The 16507-nt window shown below is 34.3% G+C and carries 23 protein-coding genes; 21 read left to right on the forward strand and 2 right to left on the reverse strand.

The window, feature by feature from the left end; all coding sequences use genetic code 11:
• Window positions 1–8 precede the first annotated feature (8 nt).
• On the reverse strand, window positions 9–1445 hold the full coding sequence (locus tag ACN5J5_RS08915; RefSeq protein WP_418644574.1) for a SusD/RagB family nutrient-binding outer membrane lipoprotein: 1437 nt from the start codon (window positions 1443–1445) through the stop codon (window positions 9–11).
• A 12-nt stretch (window positions 1446–1457) separates the two neighbouring features.
• Window positions 1458–4709: a SusC/RagA family TonB-linked outer membrane protein gene (locus tag ACN5J5_RS08920; protein ID WP_418644575.1), complete on the reverse strand. Its 3252-nt coding sequence runs from the start codon at window positions 4707–4709 to the stop codon at window positions 1458–1460.
• A gap of 280 nt (window positions 4710–4989) precedes the next feature.
• Between ACN5J5_RS08920 and rpsL the strand changes: the two genes are divergently transcribed.
• The 21 genes from rpsL to rplR all read left to right on the forward strand — a co-directional run bounded on the left by rpsL (window position 4990) and on the right by rplR (window position 16506).
• Entirely contained in the window at window positions 4990–5364 is a 375-nt protein-coding gene (rpsL, locus tag ACN5J5_RS08925; protein ID WP_028887479.1) for a 30S ribosomal protein S12, read from the forward strand.
• 32 nt (window positions 5365–5396) lie between these two features.
• On the forward strand, window positions 5397–5873 hold the full coding sequence (gene rpsG, locus ACN5J5_RS08930) for a 30S ribosomal protein S7 (protein ID WP_418644576.1): 477 nt from the start codon (window positions 5397–5399) through the stop codon (window positions 5871–5873).
• A 3-nt stretch (window positions 5874–5876) separates the two neighbouring features.
• Window positions 5877–7994, forward strand: coding sequence for an elongation factor G (gene fusA / locus ACN5J5_RS08935; protein ID WP_418644577.1), 2118 nt, complete (start codon window positions 5877–5879; stop codon window positions 7992–7994).
• 12 nt (window positions 7995–8006) lie between these two features.
• Window positions 8007–8312, forward strand: coding sequence for a 30S ribosomal protein S10 (rpsJ, locus tag ACN5J5_RS08940; protein ID WP_024740605.1), 306 nt, complete (start codon window positions 8007–8009; stop codon window positions 8310–8312).
• A 284-nt stretch (window positions 8313–8596) separates the two neighbouring features.
• Window positions 8597–9214, forward strand: a complete 618-nt coding sequence (gene rplC / locus ACN5J5_RS08945) for a 50S ribosomal protein L3 (RefSeq protein WP_418644578.1) — start codon at window positions 8597–8599, stop codon at window positions 9212–9214.
• Entirely contained in the window at window positions 9214–9843 is a 630-nt protein-coding gene (gene rplD, locus ACN5J5_RS08950; RefSeq protein ID WP_418644579.1) for a 50S ribosomal protein L4, read from the forward strand. Before rplC ends, rplD begins: the two co-directional genes overlap by 1 nt.
• Before the next feature lie 8 nt (window positions 9844–9851).
• Window positions 9852–10142 (forward strand): 50S ribosomal protein L23, encoded by a 291-nt coding sequence (rplW, locus tag ACN5J5_RS08955; RefSeq protein ID WP_068703430.1) that lies wholly within the window; start codon window positions 9852–9854, stop codon window positions 10140–10142.
• Between the two features lie 11 nt (window positions 10143–10153).
• Window positions 10154–10978 (forward strand): 50S ribosomal protein L2, encoded by an 825-nt coding sequence (gene rplB / locus ACN5J5_RS08960; protein ID WP_418644580.1) that lies wholly within the window; start codon window positions 10154–10156, stop codon window positions 10976–10978.
• A gap of 3 nt (window positions 10979–10981) precedes the next feature.
• Entirely contained in the window at window positions 10982–11260 is a 279-nt protein-coding gene (gene rpsS / locus ACN5J5_RS08965; RefSeq protein ID WP_068703434.1) for a 30S ribosomal protein S19, read from the forward strand.
• Window positions 11261–11269: 9 nt separating this feature from the next.
• Complete coding sequence (rplV, locus tag ACN5J5_RS08970) at window positions 11270–11674, forward strand: 50S ribosomal protein L22 (protein WP_418644581.1); 405 nt, start codon at window positions 11270–11272, stop codon at window positions 11672–11674.
• An 11-nt stretch (window positions 11675–11685) separates the two neighbouring features.
• Window positions 11686–12408 carry a 30S ribosomal protein S3 gene (gene rpsC / locus ACN5J5_RS08975; protein WP_068703438.1) on the forward strand — a complete coding sequence of 241 codons (723 nt, stop codon included), beginning with the start codon at window positions 11686–11688 and terminating at the stop codon, window positions 12406–12408.
• Between the two features lie 22 nt (window positions 12409–12430).
• Window positions 12431–12862 carry a 50S ribosomal protein L16 gene (gene rplP, locus ACN5J5_RS08980; protein ID WP_418644582.1) on the forward strand — a complete coding sequence of 144 codons (432 nt, stop codon included), beginning with the start codon at window positions 12431–12433 and terminating at the stop codon, window positions 12860–12862.
• An 11-nt stretch (window positions 12863–12873) separates the two neighbouring features.
• Window positions 12874–13065, forward strand: coding sequence for a 50S ribosomal protein L29 (gene rpmC, locus ACN5J5_RS08985; RefSeq protein ID WP_068703442.1), 192 nt, complete (start codon window positions 12874–12876; stop codon window positions 13063–13065).
• Window positions 13066–13083: 18 nt separating this feature from the next.
• Window positions 13084–13341 carry a 30S ribosomal protein S17 gene (gene rpsQ, locus ACN5J5_RS08990; RefSeq protein WP_068703444.1) on the forward strand — a complete coding sequence of 86 codons (258 nt, stop codon included), beginning with the start codon at window positions 13084–13086 and terminating at the stop codon, window positions 13339–13341.
• A 1-nt stretch (window position 13342) separates the two neighbouring features.
• Window positions 13343–13711 (forward strand): 50S ribosomal protein L14, encoded by a 369-nt coding sequence (gene rplN / locus ACN5J5_RS08995; protein WP_068703446.1) that lies wholly within the window; start codon window positions 13343–13345, stop codon window positions 13709–13711.
• Window positions 13712–13723: 12 nt separating this feature from the next.
• A complete protein-coding gene (gene rplX, locus ACN5J5_RS09000) occupies window positions 13724–14032 on the forward strand; it encodes a 50S ribosomal protein L24 (RefSeq protein ID WP_418644583.1) in 309 nt (102 codons plus the stop codon).
• Window positions 14033–14034: 2 nt separating this feature from the next.
• Window positions 14035–14586 carry a 50S ribosomal protein L5 gene (gene rplE / locus ACN5J5_RS09005; RefSeq protein ID WP_418644584.1) on the forward strand — a complete coding sequence of 184 codons (552 nt, stop codon included), beginning with the start codon at window positions 14035–14037 and terminating at the stop codon, window positions 14584–14586.
• Window positions 14587–14588: 2 nt separating this feature from the next.
• Window positions 14589–14858, forward strand: coding sequence for a 30S ribosomal protein S14 (gene rpsN, locus ACN5J5_RS09010; protein WP_068363324.1), 270 nt, complete (start codon window positions 14589–14591; stop codon window positions 14856–14858).
• Between the two features lie 322 nt (window positions 14859–15180).
• A complete protein-coding gene (gene rpsH / locus ACN5J5_RS09015) occupies window positions 15181–15579 on the forward strand; it encodes a 30S ribosomal protein S8 (RefSeq protein ID WP_418644585.1) in 399 nt (132 codons plus the stop codon).
• A 12-nt stretch (window positions 15580–15591) separates the two neighbouring features.
• The gene (gene rplF / locus ACN5J5_RS09020) at window positions 15592–16137 is read left to right on the forward strand and encodes a 50S ribosomal protein L6 (protein ID WP_418644586.1); all 546 of its coding nucleotides are present in this window, start codon (window positions 15592–15594) and stop codon (window positions 16135–16137) included.
• Window positions 16138–16155: 18 nt separating this feature from the next.
• Entirely contained in the window at window positions 16156–16506 is a 351-nt protein-coding gene (rplR, locus tag ACN5J5_RS09025; protein WP_068703453.1) for a 50S ribosomal protein L18, read from the forward strand.
• The last annotated feature ends 1 nt before the right edge of the window (window position 16507 follow it).

A 16507-nucleotide genomic window follows, 5' to 3' on the forward strand; every position in this document is an offset into this window, starting at 1 on the left:
TTAATATTTTAGTTTTTATCCCAAAATAATTTTGTTCCCTTTTTATCTCCACCAATTGCTGTACTAGCTTCAGTGTTGTTAGCTCCGTTTAATTGAGCTTGAATAAGTGGGTAAATAAACCTAGTTGGTATATCGCTGGCAGTCATGCCTGCTGGGATATTTAAAGTAGGTGTGTCGAATATTCTCCAAGTAGTCCATCCTTCAAAACCATTATTATACATCGCAATCCACTTTTGAGTTGCAATCTTCTCACGCCAAGTTCCGGTAGCCGTTGAGTAAGCAACAGAAGTTTGAGCTATGTATGTTGAAGCGTCAGCGGCTGTACCTTCCCATTCTAAAATAGATTGAGTGATTGCTTCATTATAATAACTTTCAGCAGTACCTGATGTTGTGTATGTTCTTGCTGCAGCTTCTGCTAATAAAAAATTAACTTCAGCAGCTGTTAAAACATTTCCTTGCAAATCTGGAGTTTTCATTAGGTCAGAAATAGCTGATCCACCAGTAGGTGAGTTTGCACTACCGTAAATTCCACCATTAAAAGATCCATTTTGTAATTCGAAATAAGAACCTAAACGAGGATCATTTAAAGGATTCATGATACCTGTAAGAGTGTTGGAAGCAATAAAATCGATACGCCCACTTTGTACTAAAGAAACCCATAAAGGATTGGTGTTTGGTGCTGATTCTTCATAAATAATACCAAAATTATCAGCATTCATAACAATAACACCTGTTGTAATAGCTTCTTCAGCTTTTTGTTTAGATAAAGCAGGGTCGCTATCCGCTAAACGCATAGCCATACGTAGCTTTAATGAAGCTGCTGCTTTTTTCCATTTACCCATGTCTCCTTTGTAAATAGGATCTTGTGTAGCTTCAAAACCATTACCACTATCTATTTTAGCGATAATGTCATCTAATTTCATTAGTAAATCTGCGTAGATTGTTGCAGCGTCATCATACTTAGGGCTTGGGTTGTTTGTATCTAAAGCTTCAGTATAAGGAACGTTTCCAAATGTGTCTACTAAAACAGAAAAAGCATAAACTTCAATAAGACCAATTTGAGCAATTTTTGCTGGTAAATCTTGTTGAGCTACAGGGTCACCTTCGGCTTCTTTTACAGCTAATTCTTTTGCTCCTTTTAAATCTTGTAAAACATCTCTGTACATAGTGTTCCAGATGCTACCTCCAATATCTCTTGTTACTTGATTGTATTGACTCTCGTCAGGATACGTTGTTTGTGCAAAATATTGAGCATATAATCTGAAAACATTATTGTTAACAGAAGTTGAGTTCATTAAGTCAAACATGTTTCTCGTACCGTTGGTAAATAGACCGCTGGCAGGAACAGTTGTAGGACTTTTTTTATCTACGTTTAAACTTTCATCTACTTCACAAGAAGTAAGTGTAAGGAATAAACATAAAGCTGATATTATATATTTTTTCATTGTTTTTTTATTTTAAAATTCAAAGTTTAAGTTTAAACCTATAGTTCTTAATGTAGGGAAAGAACCAGATAAGTAACCTTGAGCATTACCTGCACCTAAACCAGATTCTGGGTCAGCAAAAGGAACATCTTTATGAATAATCCATAAGTTTCTTCCTATTAGAGATAAGTTAGCATTGCTAATAGCTCCATTAAATAAATTATCTACTGGTAATTTATAAGTAAGTGATAATTCTCTTAATTTAACATACGAAGCATCGTATACTGTTAATTCAGCAGGGTTTCTACTTGAGTTACCCCAGTAATATGCACCACCGTAATAATCTGCTTCAGCTCTTATTGTATTCGGAGAGCCATCTTCTTGTACTCCGTGGTTTAAAACACCACCTCCGGCAGAAACTGGGTCTCTTTTTGGGTTTCCAAGTTCGTTTAATCCAGCAGTATAATGAGGTAAACCAGTACCTTGACCATAGTGAGTATCTAAAGAATAAACATCACCTCCTTTTTGAATATCAATTAAGAAACTTAAAGAAAAGTCTTTGTAAGCAAATGTGTTAGTTACACCACCTGTCCAGTCTGGATTGATGTTTCCTATTATTTGATCAGCTTCTGCTTTGTAGTATCCATTAGTATCAACGATTTTTTGACCATTAGCATGGTATTTAAAACCAGTACCTCTAATAGCACCATAAGGTTCTCCAACAGTAGCATTTATAGAAATACCTCCTTGAAAACTATTTATAACTAAGTTTTCTTGATCACCATATAATTCAATAACCGAGTTGTCATTTTTTGCCCAGTTTACAGCAACATCCCATTTGAAATTGTCATTAGATACAGGTGTAGCGGTTAAACCAATTTCCATACCTTTATTCTGCATTGTTCCAGCGTTTACCCATTTTCTTGTAAATCCTGTAGCTGCAGTTGTAGATACTGGCATTAATTGATTTTCTGTTCTTTTTCTATACCATGTAAAATCAAAACCTACTTTGTTGTTAAATAATCTTGTTTCTAAACCAAACTCAATTTCGTTAGTTCTTTCTGGTACTAAATCAGCATTTTGTTTTGTTCCAGGGAAAGAAAATAAAGCAGATGCACCAAAGTTATTTAAGGTAGTGTATGTATCGTAAATGTTATTTGCAGGTAAGTCGTTACCAACTTCAGCATAACCTCCTCTTAATTTACCAAAACTTAACCATTCTACATCTTTTAAGAATTCAGAAAAGATGAAACTTGAACTAAAAGCAAAGTAGTTGTATGCATTATTACCTTCAGGTAAGGCAGATGATACATCATATCTGTCTGTGAAATCTAAGAAAAGCATGTTCTTGTATCCTAAGTTAGCTTGTACGTAGTAACCGTTTACAGCTTTTTGAGATAATGTTTCTATTGGTTTAGGATTAGGGTTTTTTGAGTTACTCAAAGCGTATAATTGAGGTACCGTTAATCCACCTGCGGTAGATTGTTGTAAGAAGCTATATCTATCTCTTCTTATGTTCATACCTACAACACCTGTTAAAGACAAGTCTTCAGTTAAGTTTTTGTTGAAGTTTAACATTGCATCATAGTTGTATTCAGAGAAAGATACATCTACTCTGTTGTAACCAGAAGCTTCGTCATCTCCTAAAATTCCAAAAGAAGCAGCAACAGATCCATTACGTCTTCTTTCTTCTCTTAGTTCAGTGTAAGTATCAACAGATGCTTTAACTGTAGCATCTAACCAATCTGTAATACTATAAGTAGCGTTTACATTACCTACAAAACGATTTCTTCTATCTGTTTGGTAGTTTTCATAACGACTCCAGTATGGATTATCCCAGTAGTGAGGTTGTAAAGCAGATCCTCCTGATACTCCTCCTGCAGGTAAACCACCTTCGTGATTCCATGAGTAGTTTTTACCAGTTTGTTCGTAGATTTTTCTTTGTTCATCGATATCTACATTTACCTGCCACCATTGTCTGAATTGAGACATTAAGTTGTCTCCGTATCCAGTAGAGTTTCTACCTTTTGTTCTTTGAGCGATAAAAGTAGTGTTAGAGCTTACTTTAAATTTATCAGAAACCTTTAAAGTTCCATTAGCATTAAAAGTATTCTTGTTTATTTTAGAATTTGGTAACATACCCGAAGCATCGTAGTTTGTGTATCCTAATCTATAAGTAGATTTTTCATTACCTCCAGTAAAAGAGATAGAGTTATTATATTGAAATGCAGTTTCAAAAAAATCTACAGGCGTAGCTTTACCAGCTAAATAAGGTGTAGCTTTTTGGTAATTTCTGTGCTCAGGTACAAAAGCATCCCATTGATAAACTAAGTGTCCATCTAATGGGTCTCCATAAGAACCATCATCATAAGTTGGAGAAACGATATCAGCGATACCATCCCCATTAGCATCAATGCTTTCAGAACCTGTTCCGGCACCACCGTAACCAGCACCATATTCGTCTTGATATTCAAGAAAAGTACTTTTATCAATGCTTCCTATAGTTGTACTTGATGTAATAGATATTTTAGAGGTACCTTGTTTACCTTTCTTAGTTGTAATAATAACAACACCATTAGCACCACGAGAACCGTAAATAGCAGATGCAGCAGCACCTTTTAAAATATTTATTGATTGCACGTCATCAGGGTTAATATCTGAAGCAGCATTACCATAATCATAACCTTTACCTCCACCAGCTTGTCTAGAAGAGTTGTTTATTCTGTTAGACATAGGAATACCGTCTATAACAAATAAAGGTTGATTGTTTCCTGTGAAAGAACTTACCCCACGGATTAAGAAGTTTGCAGATCCACCAAAGTTGTTGTTAGCTTTAATTTGTACACCACTAACTTTACCACTTAAAGAGTTTACAACATTGTCAAGTTTTACAGTAGAAACTTCTTTACCGCCCACTTCTTGAGAAGCATAACCTAAAGATTTCTTTTCTCTTTTAATACCCATTGATGTTACAACGACTTCGTCTAAGACATTATCGTTAGACATTGTTACGTTAATTGTGTTAGATTCACCAACTGTCTTTTCGGTAGATTTCATTCCAACAAAACTAAAAACAAGAATATCTCCTGCGTTAGCTTTAATAGAGTATTTTCCATTAAAGTCAGTTTCAGTACCAGACGAGGTTCCTTTTTTTAATACATTAACACCAGGTAGGCCTCCGGTTTCGTCGGAAACAGTACCTGAAATTGTTTTTTCTTGCGCAAACGATATTTGTACAAGAAACGCAAATAGTAGCGTTAAAATTCCATTAAACTTTGTTTTCATTATGTAATTATTTGAATTAATTACGTCAAAAGTCATAAATAAAAATAAGATAAACAACTTATTTGTTAAATAAATGTGAAAATGTTAATGTTGTTTTTGGTAAATAAGGTAAAAAGAGATGTTTTTTGTTGTTTTACTTATTGTGTAGGTGAGTATGTTAATTTTCTTTATTTGTTAAAATAACTTCTTGATATTTGAATAATTAGAAAATAATTGTACATTTGCGCACTCTTTAAGAAAGAGTAATTTTAAGTACAAATTAAAAACAAGTAATAATAGTATGCCAACTATTCAACAATTAGTTCGTAAAGGAAGAACCAAAATAACTAAGAAGAGTAAATCGGCTGCATTACAAGCTTGTCCTCAAAGACGTGGAGTTTGTACGCGTGTGTATACCACTACACCTAAGAAACCTAACTCAGCAATGAGAAAGGTAGCAAGGGTTAGATTAACAAATGGTAACGAAATTAACGCGTATATTCCAGGAGAAGGGCATAACTTGCAAGAGCACTCGATAGTATTAGTTAGAGGTGGAAGGGTAAAAGATTTGCCAGGAGTTAAGTATCACGTAGTACGTGGTGCGTTAGATACTGCAGGAGTTGAGGGTAGAACCCAACGTAGATCTAAGTACGGTGCAAAACGCCCAAAGAAGTAAAAACAATCAATTAACTTTTTTAATGTAAAGACATGAGAAAAAGAAAAGCGAAAAAAAGAGTTCTTTTACCAGATCCAAAATTCAATGATCAATTGGTAACACGTTTTGTGAACAACTTAATGTGGGACGGTAAAAAATCTGTAGCTTTTAAAGTATTTTATGATGCAATAGCAATCGTAGAAGAAAAAAAGACTGACGAAGAAAAGTCAGCTTTAGAAATTTGGAAAGATGGTTTGTCAAATGTAATGCCACATGTAGAGGTTCGTTCTCGTCGTGTAGGTGGGGCAACATTCCAAATTCCAATGCAAATTCGTCCAGACCGTAAGGTTTCTATGGCGATTAAGTGGATGATCACTTATACGCGTAAGCGTAATGAAAAAACAATGGCTCAGCGTTTAGCTGCTGAAATTTTAGCTGCTGCTAAAGAAGAAGGTGCTGCTGTTAAGAAAAGAGTTGATACTCATAAAATGGCCGAGGCTAACAAGGCTTTCTCACACTTTAGATTCTAAGAAATGGGTAGAGATTTAAAATATACAAGAAATATTGGTATTGCTGCGCATATTGATGCAGGAAAAACTACTACAACTGAGCGTGTATTGTATTATACAGGTGTAAGTCATAAAATTGGTGAAGTGCATGATGGTGCTGCAACAATGGACTGGATGGAGCAGGAGCAAGAAAGAGGTATTACAATTACTTCTGCAGCTACTACTTGTGAGTGGAAATTCCCTGTTGAAAATGGAGAAGCTACTAAAGATACTAAAGGATATCACTTTAATATTATTGATACTCCTGGTCACGTTGATTTTACTGTAGAGGTAAACCGTTCATTAAGAGTTCTTGATGGATTAGTTTTCTTATTTAGTGCAGTTGATGGTGTTGAACCTCAATCTGAAACTAACTGGAGATTAGCGGATAACTATAAAGTGCCACGTATCGGTTTTGTAAACAAAATGGATCGTCAAGGGTCTAACTTTATGGCTGTTTGTCAACAAGTAAAAGACATGTTAAAATCTAATGCAGTGCCAATCGTAATGAACATTGGTGATGAGTCAGATTTTAAAGGTATTGTTGATTTAGTTAAGAACCGTGCTATTATTTGGCATGATCAAACTCAAGGAGCTACTTTTGATATTGTAGATATTCCAGAAGATTTAAAAGAAGAAGCTGCTGAATTAAGAGGTAAACTTATTGAAGAGGTTGCTGCTTATGATGAAAATCTTTTAGAAAAATATATGGAAGATGAAGATTCTATTACTGAAGAAGAAGTGCATGCTGCCCTTCGAGCTGCGGTAATGGATATGTCTATTATTCCTATGATTTGTGGTTCTGCATTTAAAAATAAAGGAGTACAGTTTTTATTAGACGCAGTATGTCGTTATTTACCTTCACCAGTAGATAAAGATGCGATTATTGGAACTGATCCTGATTCAGGTGAAGAGATTTCTCGTAAACCAGATGCAAAAGAACCTTTCTCTGCATTAGCATTTAAAATTGCTACAGATCCTTTCGTAGGGCGTTTAGCATTCTTCCGTGCATATTCAGGACGTTTAGATGCAGGTTCTTACGTGTTAAATAATAGATCAGGTAAAAAAGAACGTATTTCACGTATTTATCAAATGCACTCGAATAAGCAAAATGCAATCGATTATATCGAAGCAGGAGATATTGGGGCTGCAGTAGGATTTAAGTCTATTAAGACTGGAGATACTTTATCTGACGAAAAAAATCCAATTGTTTTAGAATCTATGGACTTCCCAGATCCGGTAATTGGTATCGCGGTAGAACCTAAAACTAAGGCAGATGTTGATAAATTAGGAATGTCTTTAGCTAAGTTAGCCGAAGAAGATCCTACATTTACTGTAAGAACAGATGAAGCTTCAGGGCAGACTATCATCTCAGGAATGGGAGAGTTGCACTTAGATATTATTGTTGATCGTTTAAAGCGTGAATTCAAAGTAGAAGTGAACGAAGGTCAACCTCAGGTTGAATATAAAGAAGCTATTACAGCAGTTGCAGATCACAGAGAAGTTTATAAAAAGCAATCTGGTGGACGTGGTAAATTTGCTGATATTGTGTTTACTATGGAGCCTGCAGATGAAGGTGTTCAAGGTTTACAATTTGAATCTACAATTAAGGGTGGTAACGTTCCTAAGGAATTTGTACCTTCTGTAGAAAAAGGATTCAAAGAAGCAATGAGAAATGGTCCTTTAGCAGGATATGAAATGGATTCAATGAAAGTTACTTTAAAAGATGGATCTTTCCACCCTGTGGATTCTGATCAATTATCTTTTGAGTTAGCTGCAAAAATGGGGTATAAAGCTGCTGCAAAAGCTGCAAGAGCTAAAATCATGGAGCCATTGATGAAATTAGAAGTGTTAACTCCTGAAGAAAACATGGGAGATATCGTAGGAGATTTAAACAGAAGAAGAGGTCAAGTTAACGACATGAGTGATCGTGCTGGATCTAAAGTTGTAAAAGCATTAGTGCCATTATCTGAAATGTTCGGTTATGTTACTGCTTTAAGAACTATGTCTTCTGGTAGAGCAACTTCTACTATGGAATTTTCTCACTATTCTGAAACACCATCAAGTGTTTCTGAGGAAGTAATTGCAAAAGCTAAAGGTTAATAAGATATTAAGATGAGCCAAAAAATTAGAATTAAATTAAAATCTTACGATTATAACTTGGTAGATAAATCTGCTGAAAAAATCGTAAAGACAGTAAAGTCAACTGGAGCTGTTGTAAACGGTCCAATTCCTTTACCAACAAATAAAAAGATTTTTACGGTATTACGTTCACCACACGTAAACAAAAAATCTAGAGAGCAATTTCAATTATCTGCTTACAAAAGATTATTAGATATCTATAGTTCTTCTTCAAAAACTATCGATGCTTTAATGAAACTTGAGTTACCAAGCGGTGTTGAAGTTGAGATAAAAGTATAAGTATATTACTAACTTTCGGTTTAATTTTGTTAAACCGAAAGTTTTTTATATTTTTGCACACCGAAATTTAGGTTTCGTGGTGTAAATATTCTAGTTTTTTACTAGAATATAACATGTCCTGAGGGTTTCGCGAAGGAAAAACGGTAAAAACAAATTCAGAGTGAAGATGTTTTTCGCTCTTTTTTTATGTGAAATTTAAAAGGAAAGAAACTTTTGTTTCAAAATTAATTATTATTAATAGACGCGCTGGATAAAATAAATCTATCGTCTTAAAATTAACAAACATGTCTGGGTTAATAGGTAAAAAAGTAGGTATGACCAGCTTATTCGATGAGAACGGGAAAAATATTCCTTGTACTGTAATCGAAGCAGGTCCATGCGTGGTTACCCAAGTCAGAACCGAAGAAGTTGACGGGTATAACGCGTTACAACTTGGTTTCGATGACAAAAAAGCAAAAAGCTCTAATAAAGCTTTAGATGGTCACTTTAAAAAAGCTGGTACATCTGCTAAGAAAAAAGTCGTTGAATTTCAAGGTTTTGATGGAGAGTACAAATTAGGTGATTCAATTACTGTTGAGCACTTTGCTGAAGGAGAATTCGTAGATGTATCTGGGGTTTCTAAAGGTAAAGGTTTTCAAGGTGTAGTTAAGCGTCATGGTTTCGCGGGTGTTGGTCAAGCAACGCACGGTCAACATAACCGTTTAAGAGCTCCTGGTTCGATTGGTGCTGCATCGTACCCTGCAAGAGTATTTAAAGGAATGCGAATGGCAGGTCGTATGGGTGGAGATAAAGTAAAAGTTCAAAATTTAAAAGTATTAAAAGTGGTTGCTGATAAGAATCTTATCGTAGTAAAAGGAGCAATTCCTGGTCACAAGAATACTTTTGTAACTATCGAAAAATAATGAAAGTAGCAGTTTTAGATATTACAGGAAAAGATACTGGTAGAAAAGTTGAACTTTCTAACGAAGTATTTGGTATTGAGCCAAACGATCACGCAATTTATTTAGATGTAAAGCAATACTTGGCTAATCAAAGACAAGGTACGCATAAAGCTAAAGAAAGAGCTGAGATTGCTGGTAGTACAAGAAAGATTAAAAAACAGAAAGGTACAGGTACTGCACGTGCAGGATCTATTAAGTCTGGTGTTTTTAGAGGTGGTGGGCGTATGTTCGGGCCAAGACCAAGAAACTATTCTTTTAAATTAAATAAAAACTTAAAGCGTTTAGCACGTAAGTCTGCTTTAAGTATTCAAGCAAAAGATAGCAATTTAGTTGTAGTTGAAGATTTTAATTTCGAAACTCCAAAAACTAAAGAGTTTATCAATGTTTTAAAAGCTTTAGAATTAGACACTAAAAAATCTTTATTTGTGTTAGGAGACGAAAGTACAAATGTTTACTTATCATCTCGTAACTTAAAAGGATCTAAAGTAGTAAATGCTACAGGAGTAAATACATACAGCGTTTTAAATGCTAATAAAGTAGTTATTTCTGAAAGCTCTTTAGAAGGAATTGAATCTAACTTAAGTAAATAGGGAAAGAAATGAGTATTTTAATTAAACCTATTATTACAGAAAAAGCGACAAACGATAGCGAGGTATTTAACCGTTATGCATTTGTTGTAAACAGTAAAGCTAACAAATTAGAAATCAAAGGAGCTGTAGAAGCTGCTTATGGTGTAGCGATTAAGTCTGTTAAAACTATGAATTATCCTATTCAAAGAAATACTAAATACACTAAAAAAGGTTTAGTAACAGGGATAAAAAGTGGATACAAAAAGGCAATCGTTCAGTTAGCTGAAGGAGAAACTATTGATTTTTATAACAATCTTTAAGAAAAGACAGAATGTCAGTTAGAAAATTAAAACCAATAACACCAGGTCAGCGTTTTAGAGTTGTAAATGGGTTCGACACCATAACAACTGATAAGCCGGAGAAATCTTTATTAGCTCCGAAAAAACGATCTGGAGGTCGAAACAACCAGGGTAGAATGACAACACGCAATATAGGTGGAGGTCATAAACAAAAATATCGTATTATCGATTTTAAAAGAGATAAGCAAGGTATCCCTGCAACAGTAAAAACTATAGAGTACGATCCAAATCGTACTGCATTTATTGCTTTACTTAGTTATGCTGATGGTGAAAAGCGTTATGTAATTGCACAAAACGGTTTAACAGTAGGTCAAGTAATTACTTCAGGTAAAGGCTTAGTTCCAGAAGTTGGAAACGCTATGTACTTGAGTGAAATTCCTTTAGGTACTACAATTTCTTGTATTGAGTTACATCCTGGTCAAGGAGCTGTTATGGCTCGTTCTGCAGGTTCATTTGCTCAATTAATGGCAAGAGATGGTAAATATGCAACAGTTAAGTTACCTTCTGGTGAAACAAGATTAATCTTGTTAACTTGTATGGCAACTATCGGAGTTGTATCTAATTCAGATCACCAATTATTAGTTTCTGGTAAAGCTGGTAGATCTAGATGGTTAGGTAGAAGGCCAAGAACTAATGCTGTACGTATGAATCCAGTTGATCACCCAATGGGTGGTGGTGAAGGACGTTCTTCAGGAGGGCATCCAAGATCAAGAAACGGTATTCCAGCTAAAGGGTTTAAGACTAGATCTAAAACTAAGGCTAGTAATAAGTATATTATAGAACGTAGAAAGAAATAAACCATGGCAAGATCATTAAAAAAAGGACCTTTCGTTCACTATAAATTAGAGAAAAAAGTGTTAGCTAACGTTGAAACTGAGAGTAAATCAGTTATCAAAACTTGGTCAAGAGCAAGTATGATTACTCCAGATTTCGTAGGGCAAACTATTGCTGTTCATAATGGAAAGCAATTTGTACCAGTTTACGTTACTGAAAACATGGTAGGTCATAAATTAGGCGAATTTTCACCAACACGTTCTTTTAGAGGGCACGCTGGTGCAAAAAATAAAGGAAAAAAATAGTAGGAAATTATGGGAAGTCGTAAACATAACATGGCAACACAGTTAAAAGAAGCAAGAAAGTCTAGAGCTTTCGCTAAAATAACTAATTGTCCTACATCACCAAGAAAAATGCGCTTGGTAGCAGATTTAGTAAGAGGAGTTGAAGTTGAAAAAGCTTTACAAATCTTAAAATTTAGTCCAAAAGAAGCATCAAGAAACTTAGAGAAATTGTTAATGTCTGCAATTGCAAACTGGCAAGCTAAGAATGAAGATGCTAGTATCGAAGATGCTGGATTATTTGTAAAATCTATTTTTGTAGATAGCGCAGGTATGTTAAAAAGGTTAAGACCAGCTCCACAAGGGCGTGCACATAGAATTCGTAAGCGTTCTAATCACGTAACTTTAGAGTTAGGAGCTAAAAATAAAAGTAATTAATCAAAGTAGAAATGGGACAAAAAACAAATCCAATAGGAAATCGTTTAGGAATTATCAGAGGATGGGAATCTAACTGGTATGGTGGAAATGACTACGGAGATAAATTAGCTGAAGATGACAAAATAAGAAAGTATATTAATGCTAGATTATTTAAAGCAAGTGTATCGAGAGTAATTATTGAGCGTACGCTTAAACTTGTAACCGTTACTATCACTACTGCACGTCCAGGTATCATTATTGGTAAAGGAGGTCAAGAGGTAGACAAGTTAAAAGAAGAGCTTAAGAAAATTACAGGAAAAGAAGTTCAAATTAATATTTTTGAGATTAAGCGTCCAGAATTAGATGCTAAATTAGTAGCAGCTAGTATTGCTCGTCAAATTGAAAATAGAATTTCTTACAAGCGTGCTACTAAAATGGCTATTACTGCTGCAATGAGAATGAATTCAGAAGGTATTAAAGTACAATTATCTGGTCGTTTAAATGGAGCTGAAATGGCACGTTCTGAGCACTATAAAGAAGGAAGAATTCCTCTTTCTACTTTTAGAGCTGATATCGATTATGCACTTGTTGAGGCACATACTCAATACGGAAGATTAGGTATTAAAGTATGGATCATGAAAGGTGAGGTTTATGGAAAACGTGAATTATCTCCATTAGTAGGATTATCTAAACAAAAAGGTGGTGCTAATAAAGGTGGTGGAAACAAACGTCAACAACCTCGCAGAAGAAAATAATTTTTAAAATTAGAAATTAAAAATGTTACAGCCAAAAAGAGTAAAATACCGTAAGGTACAGAAGGCGAAAGGAAATATGAAAGGTAACTCTGGTAGAGGTACTCAACTTTCTAACGGAATGTTTGGTATCAAATCTTTAGACCAGAATTTACTTACCTCTCGCCAAATAGAGGCAGCTCGTATTGCGGCAACTCGTCATATGAAGAGAGAAGGACAGCTTTGGATTAAAATATTTCCAGACAAGCCTATTACAAAGAAACCTTTAGAGGTTCGTATGGGTAAGGGTAAAGGTGCTCCAGATCATTTTGTGTCAGTTATTAAACAAGGTAGAATTTTGTTTGAAGTTGGTGGTGTACCAATGGATGTTGCAAAAGAAGCTTTACGTTTAGCTGCTCAGAAACTTCCTGTAAAAACGAAGTTTGTTATTGCAAGAGATTTTGATTTTAACGCTTAATTCTATATACAATGAAACAATCAGAAATTAAAGAATTATCAATCGCTGACTTACAAGGACAGTTAGAAGCGTTAAAGAAAAATTATACGGATCTTAAGATGGCTCACGCCATAACTCCATTGGAAAATCCATTGCAGTTAAGAAGCTTAAGAAAAACTGTAGCAAGAATTGCTACAGAGTTAACTAAAAGAGAATTACAATAATTCTAGTCAGTTTTAAAGATGGAAAAAAGAAATCTTAGAAAAGAGAGAATAGGTGTAGTATCTAGTAGCAAAATGGAGAAATCTATTGTTGTTAATGAGGTAAAAAGAACTAAGCACCCAATGTACGGTAAATTCGTATTAAAGACGAAAAAGTATGTTGCACATGACGAGAATAACGATTGCAACGAAGGTGATACAGTTAGGATAATGGAAACACGTCCTATGAGTAAATCTAAACGTTGGAGATTAGTAGAAATCCTAGAAAGAGCTAAATAATATGTTACAGACAGAATCAAGATTAAGAGTCGCAGATAACACTGGAGCAAAAGAAGTTTTAGTGATAAGAGTTTTAGGAGGAACAAAAAAGCGTTATGCTAGCGTTGGAGATAAAATTGTAGTAACTGTAAAGTCTGCAACTCCAAATGGTGGTGTAAAGAAAGGTCAAGTATCTCGTGCTGTTGTTGTTCGTACTAAAAAAGAAATTAGACGTAAAGACGGATCATATATCAGATTTGATGATAATGCTTGTGTACTTTTAAATCCAACTGAGGAAATGAGAGGAACACGTGTATTTGGTCCTGTTGCCCGTGAATTACGTGATAAGCAATTTATGAAGATAGTATCATTAGCACCTGAAGTGCTTTAAATCGACATTAAGATGAAGAAGTTCAAAATTAAATCAGGAGATACTGTTAAAGTATTAGCAGGAGATCACAAAGGATCGGAAGGTAAAGTTTTACAAATTCTTAAAGATAAAGATAGAGTTTTAGTAGAAGGTGTTAACATGGTGTCTAAACACACTAAACCAAGCGCTACTAATCCTCAAGGAGGAATTGTAAAAAAAGAAGCTTCATTACATATATCTAACGTAGCATTAATCGAAAACGGTGAAGCTGTAAAAGTTGGTTATAAAGTAGAGGGAGATAAGAAAGTTAGATTTTCAAAAAAATCAGATAAAGCAATATAACCATGAGTTACGTACCAAGATTAAAAGAAGAGTACAAGAGCAGAGTTATCAAAGCTCTTACTGATGAATTCGGTTATAGTAATGTAATGCAAGTGCCTAAATTACAAAAGATTGTTGTAAGTAAAGGTGTTGGTGCAGCTATAGCAGATAAGAAATTAATAGAATACGCTATTGACGAGTTAACTACAATTACAGGTCAAAAAGCAGTTTCAACGATCTCTAAAAAGGATGTTGCAAACTTCAAATTACGTAAAGGAATGCCAATTGGTGTAAAAGTTACGTTAAGAGGAGAAAAAATGTACGAATTTTTAGATAGATTAGTAACTGCATCTTTACCACGTGTAAGAGATTTTAACGGAATTAAAGCGAATGGTTTTGATGGTAGAGGTAATTACAATTTAGGAATTACTGAGCAAATCATTTACCCTGAAATTAATATTGATCAAGTTAAAAAAATTAGTGGTATGGATATTACTTTTGTAACATCTGCAAACACTGACAAGGAAGCTAAATCATTATTAACCGAATTAGGTTTACCATTTAAAAAGAACTAAACATGGCTAAAGAATCAATGAAAGCGCGTGAGCGCAAAAGAGCTAAAACGGTTGCTAAGTATGCAGAAAAGAGAAAAGCTTTAAAAGAAGCTGGAGACTACGAAGCATTACAAAAGTTACCAAAAAATGCATCACCAGTTAGAATGCACAACCGTTGTAAATTAACAGGTCGTCCGAAAGGATATATGCGTCAGTTCGGAATTTCACGTGTTACTTTCCGTGAAATGGCTAACCAAGGATTAATTCCAGGTGTTAAAAAAGCGAGCTGGTAACAGTAAGTTTTTATATAAAATTAAAAGGTGTACAATATTAAATGTTGTACATCTTTTTTGTTTTTAAAAGTGTTTTTTTCGGACTTATAAAGTCAATAAATTAAGACTCAAAATGATAAGTATTAAAAATGCTTTATTTTTAAAAAGTTTATGTATATTTGCACTCTGTTTTTATAGGGTGAATTATGCCTTGTAAGTAAATACTAATAATATAGTATACTGCTTATGAGATTTATCTAAAAAACAAAAAATGAATATTAACTGGTTTCAGGTTCAATAATTAGAGTAATTATTGAATACCAAAACCACAATTTAATTAATTATGTATACAGATCCAATCGCGGATTTTCTTACTCGAGTGAGAAATGCTATCGCAGCAAATCACAGAGTAGTTGAAGTTCCTGCTTCAAAATTGAAGAAGGAAATGACGAAAATTTTGTTCGATCAAGGTTACATTTTAAGCTACCAGTTCAATGACGATAAAGTTCAAGGAACAATCAAGATAGCTTTAAAGTACGACCGTGAAACGAAAGAATCAGTAATCAGAAAGATTCAAAGAATTTCAACACCAGGTTTACGTAAATACGTTGGCTCTAAAGAGATGCCAAGAGTATTAAACGGTTTAGGTATTGCAATTGTCTCTACATCTAAAGGTGTAATGACAAACAAGAAAGCTAAACAAGAAAATGTTGGTGGGGAAGTATTATGTTACGTTTATTAATCGCTTTGTACAATGAGTAGAATAGGAAAAAATCCAATCGCATTACCACAGGGTGTTGAAGTTAAAGTAGACGGGAACGTGGTTACAGTAAAAGGTAAATTAGGAGAATTAACGCAAGAGTTAAAGTCTGATATTACTGCAAAAATTGAAGATGGTGTTTTAACAGTAGAGAGAGCATCAGATAGTAAAGACCATAGAGCAGCACACGGTTTATATCGTGCATTAATCAATAATATGATTGAGGGTGTTACTAAAGGTTATACTAAGGAATTAGAATTAGTAGGTGTAGGTTATAGAGCATCTAACCAAGGGCAAAAATTAGATTTAGCTTTAGGTTTTTCTCATAACATTGTTTTAAACTTAGCTCCAGAAGTGAAAGTTGAAACAGTATCTGAAAAAGGTAAAAACCCAATTATTAAATTATCATCATTTGATAAGCAATTAGTTGGTCAAGTTGCAGCTAAAATCCGTGGTTTCCGTAAGCCAGAGCCTTATAAAGGAAAAGGAATTAAGTTTGTAGGTGAAGTATTAAGAAGAAAAGCAGGTAAATCTGCATAATAAATAAGAGAAATTATTATGGCATTATCAAAGCTTGAAAGAAGACAACGAATTAAGTATAGAATTAGAAAAGTTGTTACAGGAACTGCTGTTAAACCAAGGTTATCAGTATTTAGAAGTAACAAAGAAATCTATGCTCAATTAATTGATGACGTTGCTGGTGTAACATTAGCATCTGCATCATCAAGAGATAAAGAAATTACATCTGGTTCTAAATCAGAAGCTGCTACTGCAGTAGGTAAAGCAATTGCAGAAAAAGCTGCTGGAAAAGGTGTTGAAACTGTTTCTTTTGATAGAAATGGATTTTTATACCACGGTAGAGTTAAAGTATTAGCAGAAGCTGCTAGAGAAGCTGGTTTAAAATTTTAAG

The organism is Tenacibaculum insulae, from assembly GCF_964512435.1.
In the GTDB taxonomy this organism is placed as follows: domain Bacteria; phylum Bacteroidota; class Bacteroidia; order Flavobacteriales; family Flavobacteriaceae; genus Polaribacter; species Polaribacter insulae_A.